The organism is Aquirhabdus sp., from assembly GCF_046462495.1.
Lineage (GTDB): Bacteria > Pseudomonadota > Gammaproteobacteria > Pseudomonadales > Moraxellaceae > Aquirhabdus.
The window spans coordinates 105,836-121,044 of sequence record NZ_JBKGVE010000002.1; the positions used below are offsets into that span (position 1 = coordinate 105,836).

At 44.9% G+C, this 15,209-nt stretch carries 8 protein-coding genes and 1 pseudogene; 3 read left to right on the plus strand and 6 right to left on the minus strand.

From position 1 onward, the window contains the following. The first annotated feature begins 274 nt into the window (after positions 1-274). Both ACLHG7_RS00675 and ACLHG7_RS00680 read left to right on the plus strand, forming a co-directional pair. Positions 275-1,603 (plus strand): putative solute-binding protein, encoded by a 1,329-nt coding sequence (locus ACLHG7_RS00675; protein ID WP_410209170.1) that lies wholly within the window; start codon positions 275-277, stop codon positions 1,601-1,603. Between the two features lie 305 nt (positions 1,604-1,908). Then, positions 1,909-3,158: pseudogene (locus ACLHG7_RS00680) on the plus strand (putative solute-binding protein). A gap of 80 nt (positions 3,159-3,238) precedes the next feature. Here the strand turns inward: ACLHG7_RS00680 and ACLHG7_RS00685 are convergent. The 6 genes from ACLHG7_RS00685 to ACLHG7_RS00710 all read right to left on the minus strand — a co-directional run bounded on the left by ACLHG7_RS00685 (position 3,239) and on the right by ACLHG7_RS00710 (position 13,806). Beyond that, positions 3,239-4,993 carry a protein kinase domain-containing protein gene (locus tag ACLHG7_RS00685; protein ID WP_410209171.1) on the minus strand — a complete coding sequence of 585 codons (1,755 nt, stop codon included), beginning with the start codon at positions 4,991-4,993 and terminating at the stop codon, positions 3,239-3,241. Positions 4,994-5,145: 152 nt separating this feature from the next. After that, positions 5,146-6,618 carry an MFS transporter gene (locus tag ACLHG7_RS00690; protein WP_410209172.1) on the minus strand — a complete coding sequence of 491 codons (1,473 nt, stop codon included), beginning with the start codon at positions 6,616-6,618 and terminating at the stop codon, positions 5,146-5,148. 106 nt (positions 6,619-6,724) lie between these two features. Then, the gene (gene nirD, locus ACLHG7_RS00695; protein ID WP_410209173.1) at positions 6,725-7,045 is read right to left on the minus strand and encodes a nitrite reductase small subunit NirD; all 321 of its coding nucleotides are present in this window, start codon (positions 7,043-7,045) and stop codon (positions 6,725-6,727) included. A gap of 91 nt (positions 7,046-7,136) precedes the next feature. Next, positions 7,137-9,692 carry a nitrite reductase large subunit NirB gene (nirB, locus tag ACLHG7_RS00700; RefSeq protein WP_410209174.1) on the minus strand — a complete coding sequence of 852 codons (2,556 nt, stop codon included), beginning with the start codon at positions 9,690-9,692 and terminating at the stop codon, positions 7,137-7,139. A gap of 80 nt (positions 9,693-9,772) precedes the next feature. Then, positions 9,773-12,514, minus strand: a complete 2,742-nt coding sequence (locus ACLHG7_RS00705; RefSeq protein WP_410209175.1) for a molybdopterin-dependent oxidoreductase — start codon at positions 12,512-12,514, stop codon at positions 9,773-9,775. Beyond that, positions 12,511-13,806, minus strand: coding sequence for an NAD(P)/FAD-dependent oxidoreductase (locus ACLHG7_RS00710; RefSeq protein WP_410209176.1), 1,296 nt, complete (start codon positions 13,804-13,806; stop codon positions 12,511-12,513). Before ACLHG7_RS00710 ends, ACLHG7_RS00705 begins: the two co-directional genes overlap by 4 nt. 279 nt (positions 13,807-14,085) lie before the next feature. On the opposite strand from ACLHG7_RS00710, the gene ACLHG7_RS00715 reads away from it, so the two are divergent. Continuing rightward, positions 14,086-15,207, plus strand: coding sequence for an aminotransferase class I/II-fold pyridoxal phosphate-dependent enzyme (locus ACLHG7_RS00715; RefSeq protein WP_410209177.1), 1,122 nt, complete (start codon positions 14,086-14,088; stop codon positions 15,205-15,207). The last annotated feature ends 2 nt before the right edge of the window (positions 15,208-15,209 follow it).

Genomic DNA, 15,209 nt, shown 5'->3' on the forward strand with positions numbered 1-15,209 from the left:
CGGGCTTATATTAGCCCGTTTTTCATTTCCGCGTATCAATTTTCAGTACTGCTCAATATTGTTTTGAATCAGTAAATTCAAACTTAGATAATGACCATACCAGTCAAACCACACTTGACCATAATATTCGAAAAACATGCTGCATAAGCCATATGATCTTTAATACATGACCGATAGACTCAAATCATCATATTGATGATCTGGTTTCACTTTGCAGAAAATACAGTGAAGTGATCTATCGATAATAAATTATAACTTTTTACAAGGAATAGGTATGAAACATATTCAATCCCTGAAGGCCGTAGTCTGTACCTCTCTACTGACCCTCATTCCATTATTAGCTGTTGCTGCACCTGATGCCGCTCCAGCCGCAGATCAAAAACAAATCGCCGATGCGGTGATGCAAGTTAAAAGTTTAATCAATGCCTCCGCCCCAGACGGCTCCAAAATTGATACAGCACCTCCAACACCAGAAGAAATAAAAAAATATACGGATATGTTTGGCCGCGCTAAGAAACTGATCGATGATCCAAAAACTTGGAACAAAATCCCGACAAACATCACTTTATGTGTATTTTCTCCAGAGGGAGCTAAAGGGAAAGGTTTTGACTTTGCCATGAAAGCGGTCAAAGATTTGCCTAAATTCACCCAAGTCGCAAAAAACTTAGGCGTTGACCTGAATGTCAAAATGACATCGCCTCTAGATATGCACATCGATATGGCTTCAGCAAAGGCTAAGCGTAAAGCCAGCACCGATGTGAAAATCCGTGTCTATACCAACGAGAAAATTGCATCCGAAGACTTTAAAGCGGGTCAGTGTGACGGTGTGGCCATGAGTAATCTACGTGCCAAAGAATACAATGACTTCATCGGCAGTCTAGATGCGATTGGTGCAATCCCTTCCTATAAGCATTTAACTGAAGCCATTCAATTATTGTCTAAGCCTGAAGCTGCAAAATACATGGTGAATAAAGACTATGAAGTTGTCGCAATCATTCCTGTGGGCGCTGCTTACATCATGGTCAATGATCGTAAGATCAATACCCTAGCCAAAGCAGCGGGAAAGAAAATTGCGGTCCTCGACTTTGATAAGACTCAAGCGAAGATGGTTCAAAAAATCGGTGCACAGCCTGTGTCTGTGGACTTCACGACCCTGTCCGGCAAGTTTAATAATGGACAGGTAGATATCATGGCAGGACCTGCATTGATCTTTAAACCGCTTGAACTTTATAAAGGTATGACCGCACCAGATGGTACCGTAAAAGGCGCTATCGTCCGCTTCCCGCTGATACAAATCACGGGTGTGATGATGATGCATCGCGGCAAATTCCCAGATGGCGTTGGTCAATTGGTTCGCGAGTTCTCAGCCATGCAAACCCCTATGGCTTATCCTTTTATCACGGAGACAGAACAAGCCATTGAGCCTAAATACTGGATGGACGTGCCTGCTGCTGATAAAGCGGGTTATATCAAGCTCATGCGCGAGTCGCGGATTTCTCTAACCAAAGAAGGTCTATACGACAAAAACATGATGAGTTTTCTCAAAAAAATTCGCTGTCAATTTGACCCTTCTAATTACGAGTGCAGTATGACCGACGAATAGCACTCTAAAATTCAATAATAAAAAAAACAGGCCTGTAGAGCCTGTTTTTTTTATTGATGCATATACCTAAACATTAATAACCATCCAACTCAACAGGCAAAACAGGACAGTAAAACATCAAACTTTGATGTGTGCCAGTTGACCATACTACTCAAATTACGCAAAGTTTAAGCCATAATATTTTTTCTACTTAAATGATAAATTCCAAAACGAAGCTTCATTTAATCGAAGATTTATAGACATCGTCAAAATAAAACTTATGGATTATAAAACGGGCTATTAAAGTCATACACAAGGGAATATATATGAATAACAAACTGCGACTCTTATCCGCCCTCACTCTATCGCTGCTAAGTACAATATCCACCCCACTTTATGCTGTGCCTGATGGCGCTAAACCATTAGGTTCGAATGGTCCCGATGTTGACGAATTAGAAAAGTATTCAGACATTTTTGCTCGTGCAAAAAAAATGATGGATGACCCCAAAACTTGGAACAAAATCCCGCCTAAAGTCACTCTTTGTATATTTTCACCAGAAGGCGCTAAAGGAAAAGGCTTTGATTTTGCTATGAGCTACCTCAAAGAGTTGCCTAAATACACACGTATTGCTCAGAACATGGGCATCAATATGAATGTCACAATGACATCACCACTGGATATGCACATTGATATCGCTTCAGCTGTTGCAAAGCGTAAAGCGAGTACTGATGTAAAGTTTCGGGTTTATACCAACGAAAAAATTGCTTCTGAAGACTTTAAAGCAGGCCAGTGCGATGGCGTCGCTATGAGTAACCTACGTGCGAAGGAATTTAATGGATTTGTGGGTAGCTTAGATGCTCTGGGCGCAATCCCATCTTATAAACATTTAACAGAAGCCATTCAATTGCTCTCAAAGCCAGAAGCCGCAAAATATATGGTCAATCAGGACTATGAGATAGTTTCAATCCTCCCCATGGGAGCGGCTTATATTATGGTCAATGATCGTAAAATTGATACGCTTGCTAAAGCAGCAGGGAAAAAGGTCGCAGTGCTGGATTTTGATAAATCACAAGCCAAAATGGTGCAACAAATTGGTGCCCAGCCTGTTTCAGTCGATCTTACAACCCTTTCAGGAAAATTTAACAATGGTCAAGTTGATATCATGGCGGGTCCTGCTTTGATCTTTAAACCCCTTGAGCTTTATAAAGGAATGACTGCATCTGATGGATCAATAAAAGGTGCAATTATTCGCTTTCCTATCGTACAAATTACGGGCGTCATGATGGTACATCGTGGTAAATTTCCGGACGGTATTGGTCAACTCATGCGTGAATTTTCTGCAATGCAAACCCCAACTGCTTATGCCTTTATAGATGAAACCGAAAAATCTATCAATGCAAAATACTGGATGGATGTATCTCTGCAGACAAACCCAGCTACATGCATATGATGCGAGAATCGCGAATCTCCATGACAATGCAAGGATTTTATGACAAAAATATGATGAGTTTTCTCAAAAAAATTCGTTGTCAGTTCGACCCAAGCAATTATGAATGCAGTTTGAATAACGAATAATGATCAGTAATGTTTAAAAAACGAACTTTTTAAAAAGTTCGTTTTTTTTCTTAGAAGAATACCGTTGATAAAACACTCGGCTATTTAAACCAGGCAACCAGCCAAAGGATATTGGTAACAAAAAGTAATGCCGCAACGGTCTGCCAGAACTGTACAGGATGGCTCTCCATCAGCGGCATACGCGGCCTAGTCAGTGCGTAATTAGGTCGCTCTAGATCTGCCTGCCACTCCCCCAAATCTTCATAGCGTTGCTCCACATTCAGACTACAGGCACGCATTAAAGCGGCATCCATCCATGCTGGAACATGAGGATTATATTTGGATGCGGGGATATAACTTAATTTGGCAAAGTCAGCAGCAGACTGGGCGGATAGATAATGGCTCCCATAAGGAAACTCGCCCGTAAGAATTTCATAAAATGTCACGGCAAGCGCAAACTGATCAGCCCGCGCATCGATATTTTGATCAAGGGCATACTCGGGTGCTGCGTACTCAAGCGCTCCGGGACAAATTCGTCGTTCTGTCACGCTTCCCACTTGCGCACTACCAAAGTCTATCAACTTTAAATGCTGATGACCCTGATCGTCACGCCAGACCATAAAATTATCTGGTTTGACATCCTGATGGAGTGTTTCACGGCGGTGAAGTGCACGTAATGCACGAACAGCAGGTCGCACAAAACGAATAACCGTTTCAACGGGTGCATTGGGGTTTGCCTCTCGCCATCTGCGTAGCGTACATCCAGCCAGATACTCTTGAACCAGATATAAAAATTGACGAGGTTGCTCTGGTGCTAGCGTCTGTACAATGTCGGGATGCTCAATCCGTTGACCAATCCAGTCTTCTTGGACAAAAGCATGTAGTGTCGCAACGTTATCACTAAATTGTTGGGAAGGTGCTTTTAGAATGACATGCTTCTGATTACTCATCTGCACAGCATGATAAATACTGCTACGACTATTTGCATGTAGCTCACCAACGATCTCATATCCATCGACTTTATAACCCGGCTTTAGATTGTCAGGTAAAAGCGGTGGAAAACTTGCTAAATCGGGTGGGTGATTATGGGAAACTTCAAGCGTATCGATATGAATGAGTTGACAAGATTGATTATCAGTACTGCCCGAATCTTGTGCCAATGTTGCCATCTGCTTGACGCAGCACTCTAAATCATCCGTTGAAAACTGGCCCAGATTAGTCTGCTCTTGAATCAAATCAGATAAAGTCTGTGCAGACAAAACACCGTGAATACCATCGGTCGTCAGTAAGAAGTAATCGCCAACTTGAACATCCACCTCCAGATAATCGACCTCAATACGCCAATCCATCCCCAATGCGCGGATGAGTTGCTCAGAGCTTCCTGTTTGAATCGTATGATCTTTGGTCAGGCACTCCAGCGACTGTTTGATTGGATGATCACGACCTTGCTGAGCGGGTCTAAACCGCCAGACACGAGAATCTCCCACATGAAAGATATGCGCCGATTGTTCATAAATAATAACCGCGCTAAACGTGGTGAGATGCGTACTATAGCGATGGTTATAATGCTGCCCCTGACCATGCAACCACCGATTAATCGCGGTTAATACCCGATAGCCCGCTGTTTTAATCGACCAATTTAAATCTGTGGCCAGAAAATCACTACAAAAATTACGAGTTGCAATCATCGCAGCTGGGCCACCCGACTCGGCAGAGCTGACACCGTCGGCAATCGCCGCAATCAGCATATGTGCGCTGCGCCCAAAGCCTTCAGGCAAGTGCATGACCAATGCATCATCATTAGCGGTTTTAGGGCCTTTATCACTATATTGAGCCGCAGTAACAACGAGAGGCATGGCTATTGGTCACCTTATCTATTTTTGATCATTTATTGTTTGTTGATTCTAGCTTGATCATAACTTAAAAATAAAACGGGAGAATCAAAGTCCTCTGACCATCCCAACCTATCCGCCCATTTTAAAATGAGCGCATAGCGTCTATAACTTATTTACTCAACAGCAATTTTCTCAATCCGCCCATCAGGATGAACTTCGATCATATGACCACGGGGCTCCGCGATGAAGAACGATCCTATAAATGCGAGCGCAGCCGTTCCCGCCAACACATAAAAGAAGCCGGTCGGTGATACCATTGAGAATACGGTTAAGAACAAGACACCGCCCACATTGCCATATGCGCCAGCCATACCCGCAATTTGACCCGTCATACGGCGCTGAATCAAAGGAACAATCGAGTACACCGCCCCACAAGCACCTTGCACAAAAATTGAAGTCGCCAAAACCACACCTACAGCCATCGCTAGCGTCCAACCGCTATTGCCCATTTGTGACATGAGCGCATAGCCCAGCGTTTGACCCAGTAAGCAAATCATGAGCACTCGGCGGCGTCCTTTAGCATCTGACAGGTAGCCACCACCTGGTCGAGCAAACAAGTTCATCACCGCAAAACATCCCGCGGTTAAGCCCGCTAAACTTTTCGACACCTCAAAATAATCGATAAAGAACTGCGGTAACATGGAGACCACGGCAAGCTCTGAACCAAAGCAAGCCATATATGCAAGATTCAAAATCGCCACTTGCTTGAACTGGTAACGCGGTGGCACAGGTGCATTCGCCACGAACAAATGCTTATTCACATGCCAAATTTTATAATATTGATAGACCGTTAAGAGCAAAATAGCCAGATAAGCGATTTGAGTCTCACCTGCGCTGAGAAGTTTTAATCCAGCAGGTGATAAACGCCATGCGAGTAACACCAAAGCAAGGTACAAAGGAGCTGTCATAAAGGCATAGAAAACAAAATCGCCTTTGGTTGTGACTTCTAAGCCACCGGCTTTCATCGGACGGAAATACGTCGAACCTTCAGGAGTATCTCTTACACCGCGATAAAACACGTAGCTGTAAAGGATCGCAATCACCCCTGTTGTTGCGACTGCGGCCCGCCAGCCATCAGCACCGCCGAATACATGAAAAGCAAGAAAGGGCATAGACATCGAAGCCACGGCCGCACCAAAGTTGCCCCATCCACCGTAGATGCCTTCAGCAATACCCACTTCACGTGCGGGGAACCACTCTGAAATCAGACGAATGCCGATCACGAATCCAGCACCCACAAACCCGAGTAAGAAACGCATCACCGCAAGCTGGTTATAGGTTTGTGCGGCTGCAAAGAGCAAGCACAGGATGCCGCTGATCAGCAGTAAAGCACTATAAGACTTCCGAGGGCCTATCTTATCAACCAACACGCCGATCAAAACCCGTGCAGGAATCGTCAATGCAACGTTAAGCATCAATAATGCTTTGACTTGTGCGTCGCTCATGCCGAAATACACTTTGAGTGTAGGCATGAGTGACGCATGTGCGAACCAAATCAAAAAGGTGATAAAAAATGCTAACCATGAATAATGCAAGATACGAATGCGTGGCACAGCAAAATTAAACAACGGGATACGATTAGCCAAAACAAGACACTCCCAAACAGCGCATGAATTTCAACAAAGTGCTTAATACTGAGCAAGGATAACCCCCATCCGAGTAAAGTATTAAACCTGATAAATATTTTCTTAATTAATGGTGTGCAATCAGCACATTATCACCATCAACAGTGACTTGATAGGTCTTAAGAGATACCGTTTCATCTTCTAAGCACAAACCTGTTTTTAAATCAAAATGCTGCTTGTAGATCGGTGATGCCACCACATCAAAGCCTTTTAAATTACCAGTAATTCCCCGCGCAATTACATTCGCTTGGCTAAAGGGGTCATAGTTGGATACGGCATAGACATTGCCATCTTTTAAACGGAAGATCGCAACTTGCTCACCTTGAACAAGAGCTGGAACGCCAACAAGGGGTGTTAGGTCAGTCAATGTGCATATTTTCTCTAACATGACGATTCTCTTAAAATTTAATTAAACAGTTAAATAAACCAAATCTTTAAAAAAACTTCCTTCCATAATAGAAGGAAGTGGGATAAAACGTTTATGCCATCTCAACGATCGTAATACGTCCAGCCTTCTCTGCTGGTGTCGCAGGGCGAATCTGTCCACGCTCCTGAACGAAGACGATGTTGTCATCAGGCTGATTGGAATTTACAAAGGGTTGGAAACGCTTGAGAATCTCAGGATCGTTGACCGCTGTTTTCCATTCACATTGGAACGTATCTACAACATATTGCATTTGTGCTTCGAGTTCAGCAGCAAGACCCAAGGAATCGTTGATCACGACATCCTTAAGGTAATCCAGCCCCCCTTCCATGTTGTCGCGCCAAACACTGGTACGCTGTAAACGATCCGCAGTTTTGACATAGAACATCAAGAAACGATCGACATACTTAATGAGAGTTTCGCTATCCAGATCAGATGCCAGCAGTTCAGCATGACGAGGTTTCATACCACCATTACCACAGACATAGAGATTCCAGCCATTTTCGGTCGCAATCACGCCAACGTCTTTACTTTGTGCTTCGGCACATTCACGTGTACAGCCAGACACGGCAAACTTGATTTTGTGAGGTGAGCGCAAACCGCGATAGCGATTTTCAAGTTGAATGGCAAAGCCAACGGAATCCAGCATGCCATAACGACACCACGTTGAACCTACGCAGGATTTAACTGTGCGTAGAGACTTACCATACGCATGACCAGACTCAAATCCGGCATCGATCAGTTCCTTCCAGATCAGCGGAAGTTGCTCTAAACGCGCACCAAACAAGTCAATACGCTGACCACCAGTCACTTTGGTGTAGAGCTTATATTTCTTAGCAACCGAACCTACAGCGATTAAGCCATCTGGAGTAACTTCTCCGCCTGCCATACGTGGCACAACAGAATAAGTGCCGTCTTTTTGAAGATTAGCCATGTAGTAATCATTGGTATCCTGTAGAGCTGCCAATGGTTTTTTAAGCACATGTTCATTCCAAAGCGAAGCAAAAATACTCGCAGCAGTCGGTTTACAGATATCACAACCATCATGTTGACCATTACCATGCTTATCGAGCAAGGCATCAAACGATTTGATTTCACCGACTTTGCACAGATGAAAGAGTTCTTGACGTGAATACGCAAAGTGTTCGCAGATGTCTTTCTTGACCTCTACACCCATTTTTTCGAGTTCTGCATTCATGACTTGTTTGACAAGTGCAGCGCAACCACCACAGGATGTGGCTGCCTTCGTTCCAGACTTGATGGCATCGTAATCCATGCAGCCCTTGGCCACCGCATCGCAAATTTCGCCTTTGCTGACATTATTACAAGAGCAAATCGTTGCGGTCATGGGTAGTGCATCAGCGCCTAAAGCAGGCTTTGCAGAACCGTCAAAACTAGGGAGGATCAAGGCTTGGGCGTTGTCCGGCAAATCCATGTCATTAAGCATGAGTTGCAGTAAGCCACCATAGGCTTCAACATCACCGATCAACACTGCACCCAATAATTTTTTGCCATCCGCAGAAACAACGAGCTTTTTATAAACCTCGTTAGGCTCATCCACATAGACAAAGCTTTGTGCGCCCGCTGTAGCACCATGTGCATCACCAATCGATGCCACATCTACGCCCATCAGCTTCAGCTTGGTGGACATGTCTGCGCCCATAAATTCTTTTTTCTTTTCATGGGCAATAATAGAGTGTGCAGCCGTTTCAGCCATTTGATAACCCGGTGCGACCAGGCCATAAATCCGTCCTTCCCAGAGCGCACACTCACCGATTGCATAAACATCAGGATCATTGGTTAAGCATTCATTGCCAATGGCAATACCCCCACGAGGGCCAACATCCAGACCAGCTTGACGTGCGAGCTCATCGCGTGGGCGAATACCCGCAGAAAACAAAATCATGTCCGTTTCAAGATGCGAACCATCGGCAAAATTCATGCGGTGGCGGCAAATTTCGCCATCAACAATTTCAGTCGTGTTCTTACCCAGATGGATACCAACGCCTAGCGCAGCAATCTTATTGCGTAATACTTTACCTGCACCATCATCAATCTGTACCGCCATTAAGCGCGGTGCGAACTCAACTACATGGGTCTCTAAACCTAAATCACGTAGCGCTTTAGCAGCTTCCAGACCTAGTAATCCACCACCAACGACCACACCAACTTTGGAGCGTGTTGCACTCACTTTCATGGCTTCAAGGTCTTCAATCGTGCGATAGACCAAGCAATCTTGGCGATCTTTACCCGGTAGTGGTGGCACAAATGGAAATGATCCCGTAGCAAGAACAAGCTTGTCATAAGGAATCTTCTCGCCACTGGTTGTTGTCACTGTTTTAGCAGCACGATCAACTTCAGTTGCGCCTTTGCCCAGATGCAGCTTGAAGCCGCTGTCTTCAAAAAAATTGGGGGCAACGAGTGACAAATCATCAGCTGTTTTGCCAGAAAAATAAGAGGTGAGCTGTACCCGGTCATATGCAGGTAAATGCTCCTCACAAAGCACCGTTACATCGATAGGTGTGTCTAAACTGACTGCCGACGCATCACGCGCAAGCACTTCAACGAAACGATGACCCACCATGCCATGACCAACGACGACGATACGCATATCTCACTCCTCACCACTATAAAAACGCATTAAATTTGGAAATCAATTATCAAAAAATCGTTACAGAAACGTTTTAAGCACTAAACTGCACTTGCCACAGGTTTACACTCCTGTTCAAGCAATCTAAAAATTTCGCTTTGACATGAACCACAGTTGGTTCCTGCTTTTAAGCATTGACCAACCGCCATAACGGTTGTCAAATTCTGGGCATGGATTGCTCGGGTAATTGTATTTTTACCCACGCTAAAACAAGAGCATACGATTGGACCAACATCGGAATTCGGGTCGGCAGCCAAACCAGAGAGCAATGTCCGACGGGTAACATTGCTCACTTCTTGGCCCAGTTGATCGTCTAACCAAGAGCGTGGCGGCAACGTTGCTCGCGCATCAGGATTAGATGCTATTGCGGCAAATGCGATGAGCTGCTGATTGAGGATCCAAGCAAATCGGACAATCCCCTGTGCAAGATCGATGTACTCCATGCGCTCAGCTTGAACAGGGACGTCTATTTGACTTAAAAGCCATTCAGATAGGTTTGCATTTGTTTCATGTAACCTATCATCAGTTAATGCAAACTCATGACGAAAGCCATTTAAGCTTCGTACATTTACGGCATAGTCCGTGTTCATAAGTTTTAAGCTATTCAATGACATGATAAAGCCATGTGTGTTTAGAGCCGCTTTTTTCAGCATTACTGGCGTGTGTTTACATTCAGGTTGACCAGAGTATGGATCCACCACTGGATTCACAACTGCACCAATGCGACTTTGAGTGCTATTAATACCATTCCAATGAATAGGCACAAAAACCATGCCGCGCTGTTGACCATCACTGATGATGACGCGAGCAAGCGCTTGCCCCCATTGGCTATTAATCTGCAGGATATCGCCAGATGATACATGTAACTTTTCAGCATCTTTGGGATTGAGTTCAGCGAATGGCTCACCGATATGACGGGTTAAGCGTGCGGCCAAACCAGTGCGAGTCATCGTGTGCCATTGGTCACGTATACGGCCTGTATTCAATGCATATGGAAAATCGTTACTTGTAACATTTCCTGTTGAAACATTTTGGACGGGAACAATTTTCGCACGGCGATTTGAGGTAAAAAATCCGCCTTGTTCAAACAAACGTTTAGTTCCTACAAGCTTTTGCTTCTCAAGCTGGATAGGCCACTGAATCGGATTCAGTGCATCATATTCATCTTGGGTAAGCGTCGATAATGCAGAGATATCAAAGTCACGGAGGACACGACCCTCTTGATTGTCTTTACCCGAGAGTGCGGCATGCTCAACAAAGACATCACGTGCGCTTTGATAATCGAAACCTTCAAATCCCATTTTTTTAGCAACTTGGGCAAGTGCCCACCAGTCTGCCCGACTCTCTCCCGCACCAGCCAAAATACCGCGCTGACGGGAGATACAGCGCTCAGAATTCGTCACCGTGCCGTCTTTCTCACCCCAACCTAAAGCAGGCAATACAACATCAGCGACACGTGTACAGTCGGTATCTGCGATAACATCGGATACGATGACCAACGGGCAATTGGCTAACGCTTCACGGACACAATCAGCATTCGGCATCGAAACAATGGGATTCGTTGCCATAATCCAAACTGCTTTAACCTTGCCAGTAGCCACGGCATCAAATAAATCAACAGCCTTTAGACCTTGCTGCTCGATCATGGTTGGCGACTGCCAAAAATCCTGCACCAAAGCACGATGAGAAGGTTCATTAATCTCCAAGTGCGCTGCCAACATATTGGCAAGTCCACCAACCTCACGCCCACCCATCGCATTAGGCTGCCCCGTTAAAGAGAAAGGACCAGCCCCTTCACTCCCGATACGACCAGTCGCTAAATGCACATTAATAATGGCATTAACTTTGTCTGTACCCTGACCACTTTGATTGACTCCCATCGAAAATAGCGTCATGGCTTTTGGTGTTGCAACAAACCAATCCACAAACCGAGTCAAATCGATCCCATCAACACCTAAGCGTTCAGCAACATCACCCGAAGCGACATCTTGCTGTGCTGCTAAAAGTGCATCCGCTAAACCGTCAGTGAATTGATCAATATATGCAGTGTTGAGTGCTGGGCTTTTTGCAACTTCAACCAATAGATAGTTAAACAGCAAAACATCCGTACCCGATTTAATCGGTAAATGCAGATCAACGATTTCATTGGTATCCGTTTTACGGGGATCAATTGATACGATTTTCATCGCAGGATTACTGACTTTCGCTTTTTTAATGCGTTGATATAAAATCGGATGACACCAAGCCGCATTCGATCCGACAAAAGTTAATAAATCAGCATGTTCAAAATCTTCATAGCTATTAGGTACGGTATCTGTACCAAAAGCACGTTTATGCCCAGCCACTGCAGATGACATACACAAACGCGAATTGGTATCAACATTTGGCGTACCGATGAAGCCTTTGGCAAGCTTGTTTACCACATAATAATCTTCAGTTAAAAACTGACCAGATACATAGAATGCAACAGCCTCTGGTCCATATTCCGCGATAATGTCTTGCAACTGGGCTGCGATATATGTGGTTGTATGATCCCAATCAGCGCGGACGCCGCCAATCGCTGGATATAACAAACGACCCTCAAGGCCAACCGTCTCCCCCAGAGCAGAGCCCTTGACACACAAGCGACCGAAATTAGCGGGATGCTCTGGATCTCCAGAAATTGAAAAATGACGATCAGCATCCACTGTTGCAAGCACGCCACAGCCCACGCCGCAATATGCACAGGTTGTTTTAATGGCTTCGCCACTCAATGAGGCATTTAGGGTACTCTCGGTCATCATGCGGCTCCCTGTAATTCTTTGGCAGATGAGTCACTTGATGTATGGTCTGGCGTAAAAATCAACGTATGACGTTGCGCCGAGATATCAGCGCCACGCTGAATCAAATCAAAGTAAGCAACGCCATCCTGAATATCACCATAGAGCACGGCACCCACTAATTTATTGTTTTTTATAAAGAGTTTTTTATAGACTGCATTACTGTGATCGCGCATGACCAAGGTTTCACTGCCCTCACCACTAAAATCACCGGCTGAATACAAATTCACCCCTGTGACTTTAAGCGTTGTCGCTGTCGCCTTTTGTATGTAGCGACGAATACCATGCTCAGCCAAATGGCTAGCGCAGACTTTGGCTTGATCAAAGAGCGGTGCAACAAGACCAAAAAGCGCACCGCGATTTTGAACACACTCGCCGACTGCATAAACCCGAGGATCTGAGGTTTGCATCGTATCGTCGGTTAGTACAGCCTTATCGACGTGCAAACCCATAGATTTTGCTAAAGCAACGTTCGGGCGCACACCAACCGCCATCACGAGCATGCTGCATTCGATCATTTCTCGATCTTTGAACGCTAAACCACGCATGTTCCCCGCTTCATCAATCACGATATGATCGCTTTTGACACCGATGGCAAACTCAATGCCGCGACGCTCTAAAGCTGCTTGCAGCAAATTGGCAGCTTCACGATCTAATTGACGATTCAACAAATAATCAATGTCATGAACCACGGTCACTTTTACACCACGTTTCGCTAATCCGTTGGCGGCCTCAAGACCCAGCAAGCCACCTCCGAGTACAATGGCACGTTGACCCAATAGGTTTGCTGCGGCCTCGACCATTTTTTCAACATCTTGAATATCGCGAAACTGGATCACAGCTGGATGCTGATGACCGGGCATAGGAATCACGAAAGGATTAGAACCAGTCGCAATCAATAGACGGTCATACCCTGCAACATCGCCATTACTTAATGTCACTTCACGACGCTTACGATGCACTGACTCCGCAACAATGCCTGAGATGAGTTTGATCCCATGCATCACATACCACTCTGGGGTATGCAACATGATGTCTTGAAATGATTTTTCACCTGAAAGTACAGGTGATAACATAATGCGGTTGTAATTACCGTGAGGCTCGCGTCCAATGACCGTGATGTCGTATAGATCAGGCTCTAAATGCAGTAGCTCCTCTACAGTACGCATAGCAGCCATACCGTTACCGATCACCACCAAACGCGCACGTTTAGGGCTAGAATTTTCTGGAGTTGCTGGCAGAATCTGTGCTTGCATGTCAGTATCCCAAAAAACAAAAAGCGCCCATACCTAAAAATCGGTATGAGCGCCTTTGCTCAAAGCCGCACGAAACTAAAAACGTTTCAATGCTGCAGTTAAAATAAGTTGTCGATCGCTTGGCAAATCGCCTTGCCTTGCATCATGATCTAGATAAAGCATAAACCATGCCAACATCACTATATTTAATATGATTAGCACATTTCCCCATAACAACAGCATGTAAATAATTATAAAAACATGTTATAAAACAATTATATTTAATAATTTATCAATGCCATGTCTAGCGATTCAAACATCCCCTCAAATACTGGTCTGTTAGCCGAAATTATCGATTCACTTCCGCACACGACCCCTTTTAAAGCACCAGAAGCGATCGAAGCAGAACTGGGACGCACTTTCTTGCTACGTCTTGGTGCAAACGAAAGTAATTGGGGTTGTTCACCACTGGCGCAACGTGCCGCAGAAGATATCGCGTCCCATCTGTTTAAATATGGGGATCCCCAAAGCGTTGAACTTCGTACGCTGCTTTCAAAAAAGCTTAATTATTCAATAGATTCGATTCTGATTGGTGAAGGAATTGATGGTCTTCTTGGTTTGGTCATTCGTGCATTCATCAACCTAAATGACCATGTCATCACAACGCATGGTTCATACCCAACGTTCAATTTTCATGCGAACGGTTTTGGTGCACGCTTGATTGAAATTCCTTATGCGGGTGATCAAATTGATTTAGATGGACTTTTAAGGGCTGCCATTCAATATCATGCAAAACTGATTTATTTGGCCAATCCAGACAATCCCAGTGGTACGGCATATGATCGACCAACGATAGAATCATTTATCGCAAAAATTCCTGAAGGTTGTCTCCTCATTCTAGATGAAGCCTACGCAGACTTTCTGCCGAGTAATCAATTAGCAGAGATCAACGTCCACACGTCACGTGTCATTCGGTTACGTACCTTCTCTAAAGCCCATGGGCTTGCTGGAGCACGTGTCGGTTATGCACTCGCCCATCCAGACTTTATCGCTGCATTTCATAAGATACGCCAACATTTTGGGGTGAACCTCGCAGGTCAAGTACTCTGTGCGGCTTCTTTACGTGACGCTGCCTATATAGAACAGGTCACCAAAGAGGTTGCTGTAGGTCGTGCTGAATACTATCAATTAGCCGAATCATTGGGTCTAAGAGCCATACCGTCCTCGACTAACTTCGTGACGATTGATGTGGGGAGTATTGAGAAGTCGATCTGGTGGGTCAAACGGCTTGCAGAAGAAGGGGTCTTTATTCGCCGTCCTGGGATAGGTGCACTGAGTCAGTGTATCCGCATTACTGTGGGGACGCGCCTAGAGCGAGCGCTATTAGCAGAGATTATGCGGAAGATTCATGGTGAAGGGTAAAT

Coding starts and splice junctions, on each gene's coding strand:
- nirD (WP_410209173.1), bottom strand. CDS start 7,045: ATGTTAGAGAAAATATGCACATTGACTGACCTAACACCCCTTGTTGGC.
- nirB (WP_410209174.1), bottom strand. CDS start 9,692: ATGCGTATCGTCGTCGTTGGTCATGGCATGGTGGGTCATCGTTTCGTT.
- ACLHG7_RS00710 (WP_410209176.1), bottom strand. CDS start 13,806: ATGCAAGCACAGATTCTGCCAGCAACTCCAGAAAATTCTAGCCCTAAA.
- ACLHG7_RS00705 (WP_410209175.1), bottom strand. CDS start 12,514: ATGATGACCGAGAGTACCCTAAATGCCTCATTGAGTGGCGAAGCCATT.
- ACLHG7_RS00675 (WP_410209170.1), top strand. CDS start 275: ATGAAACATATTCAATCCCTGAAGGCCGTAGTCTGTACCTCTCTACTG.
- ACLHG7_RS00715 (WP_410209177.1), top strand. CDS start 14,086: ATGTCTAGCGATTCAAACATCCCCTCAAATACTGGTCTGTTAGCCGAA.
- ACLHG7_RS00685 (WP_410209171.1), bottom strand. CDS start 4,993: ATGCCTCTCGTTGTTACTGCGGCTCAATATAGTGATAAAGGCCCTAAA.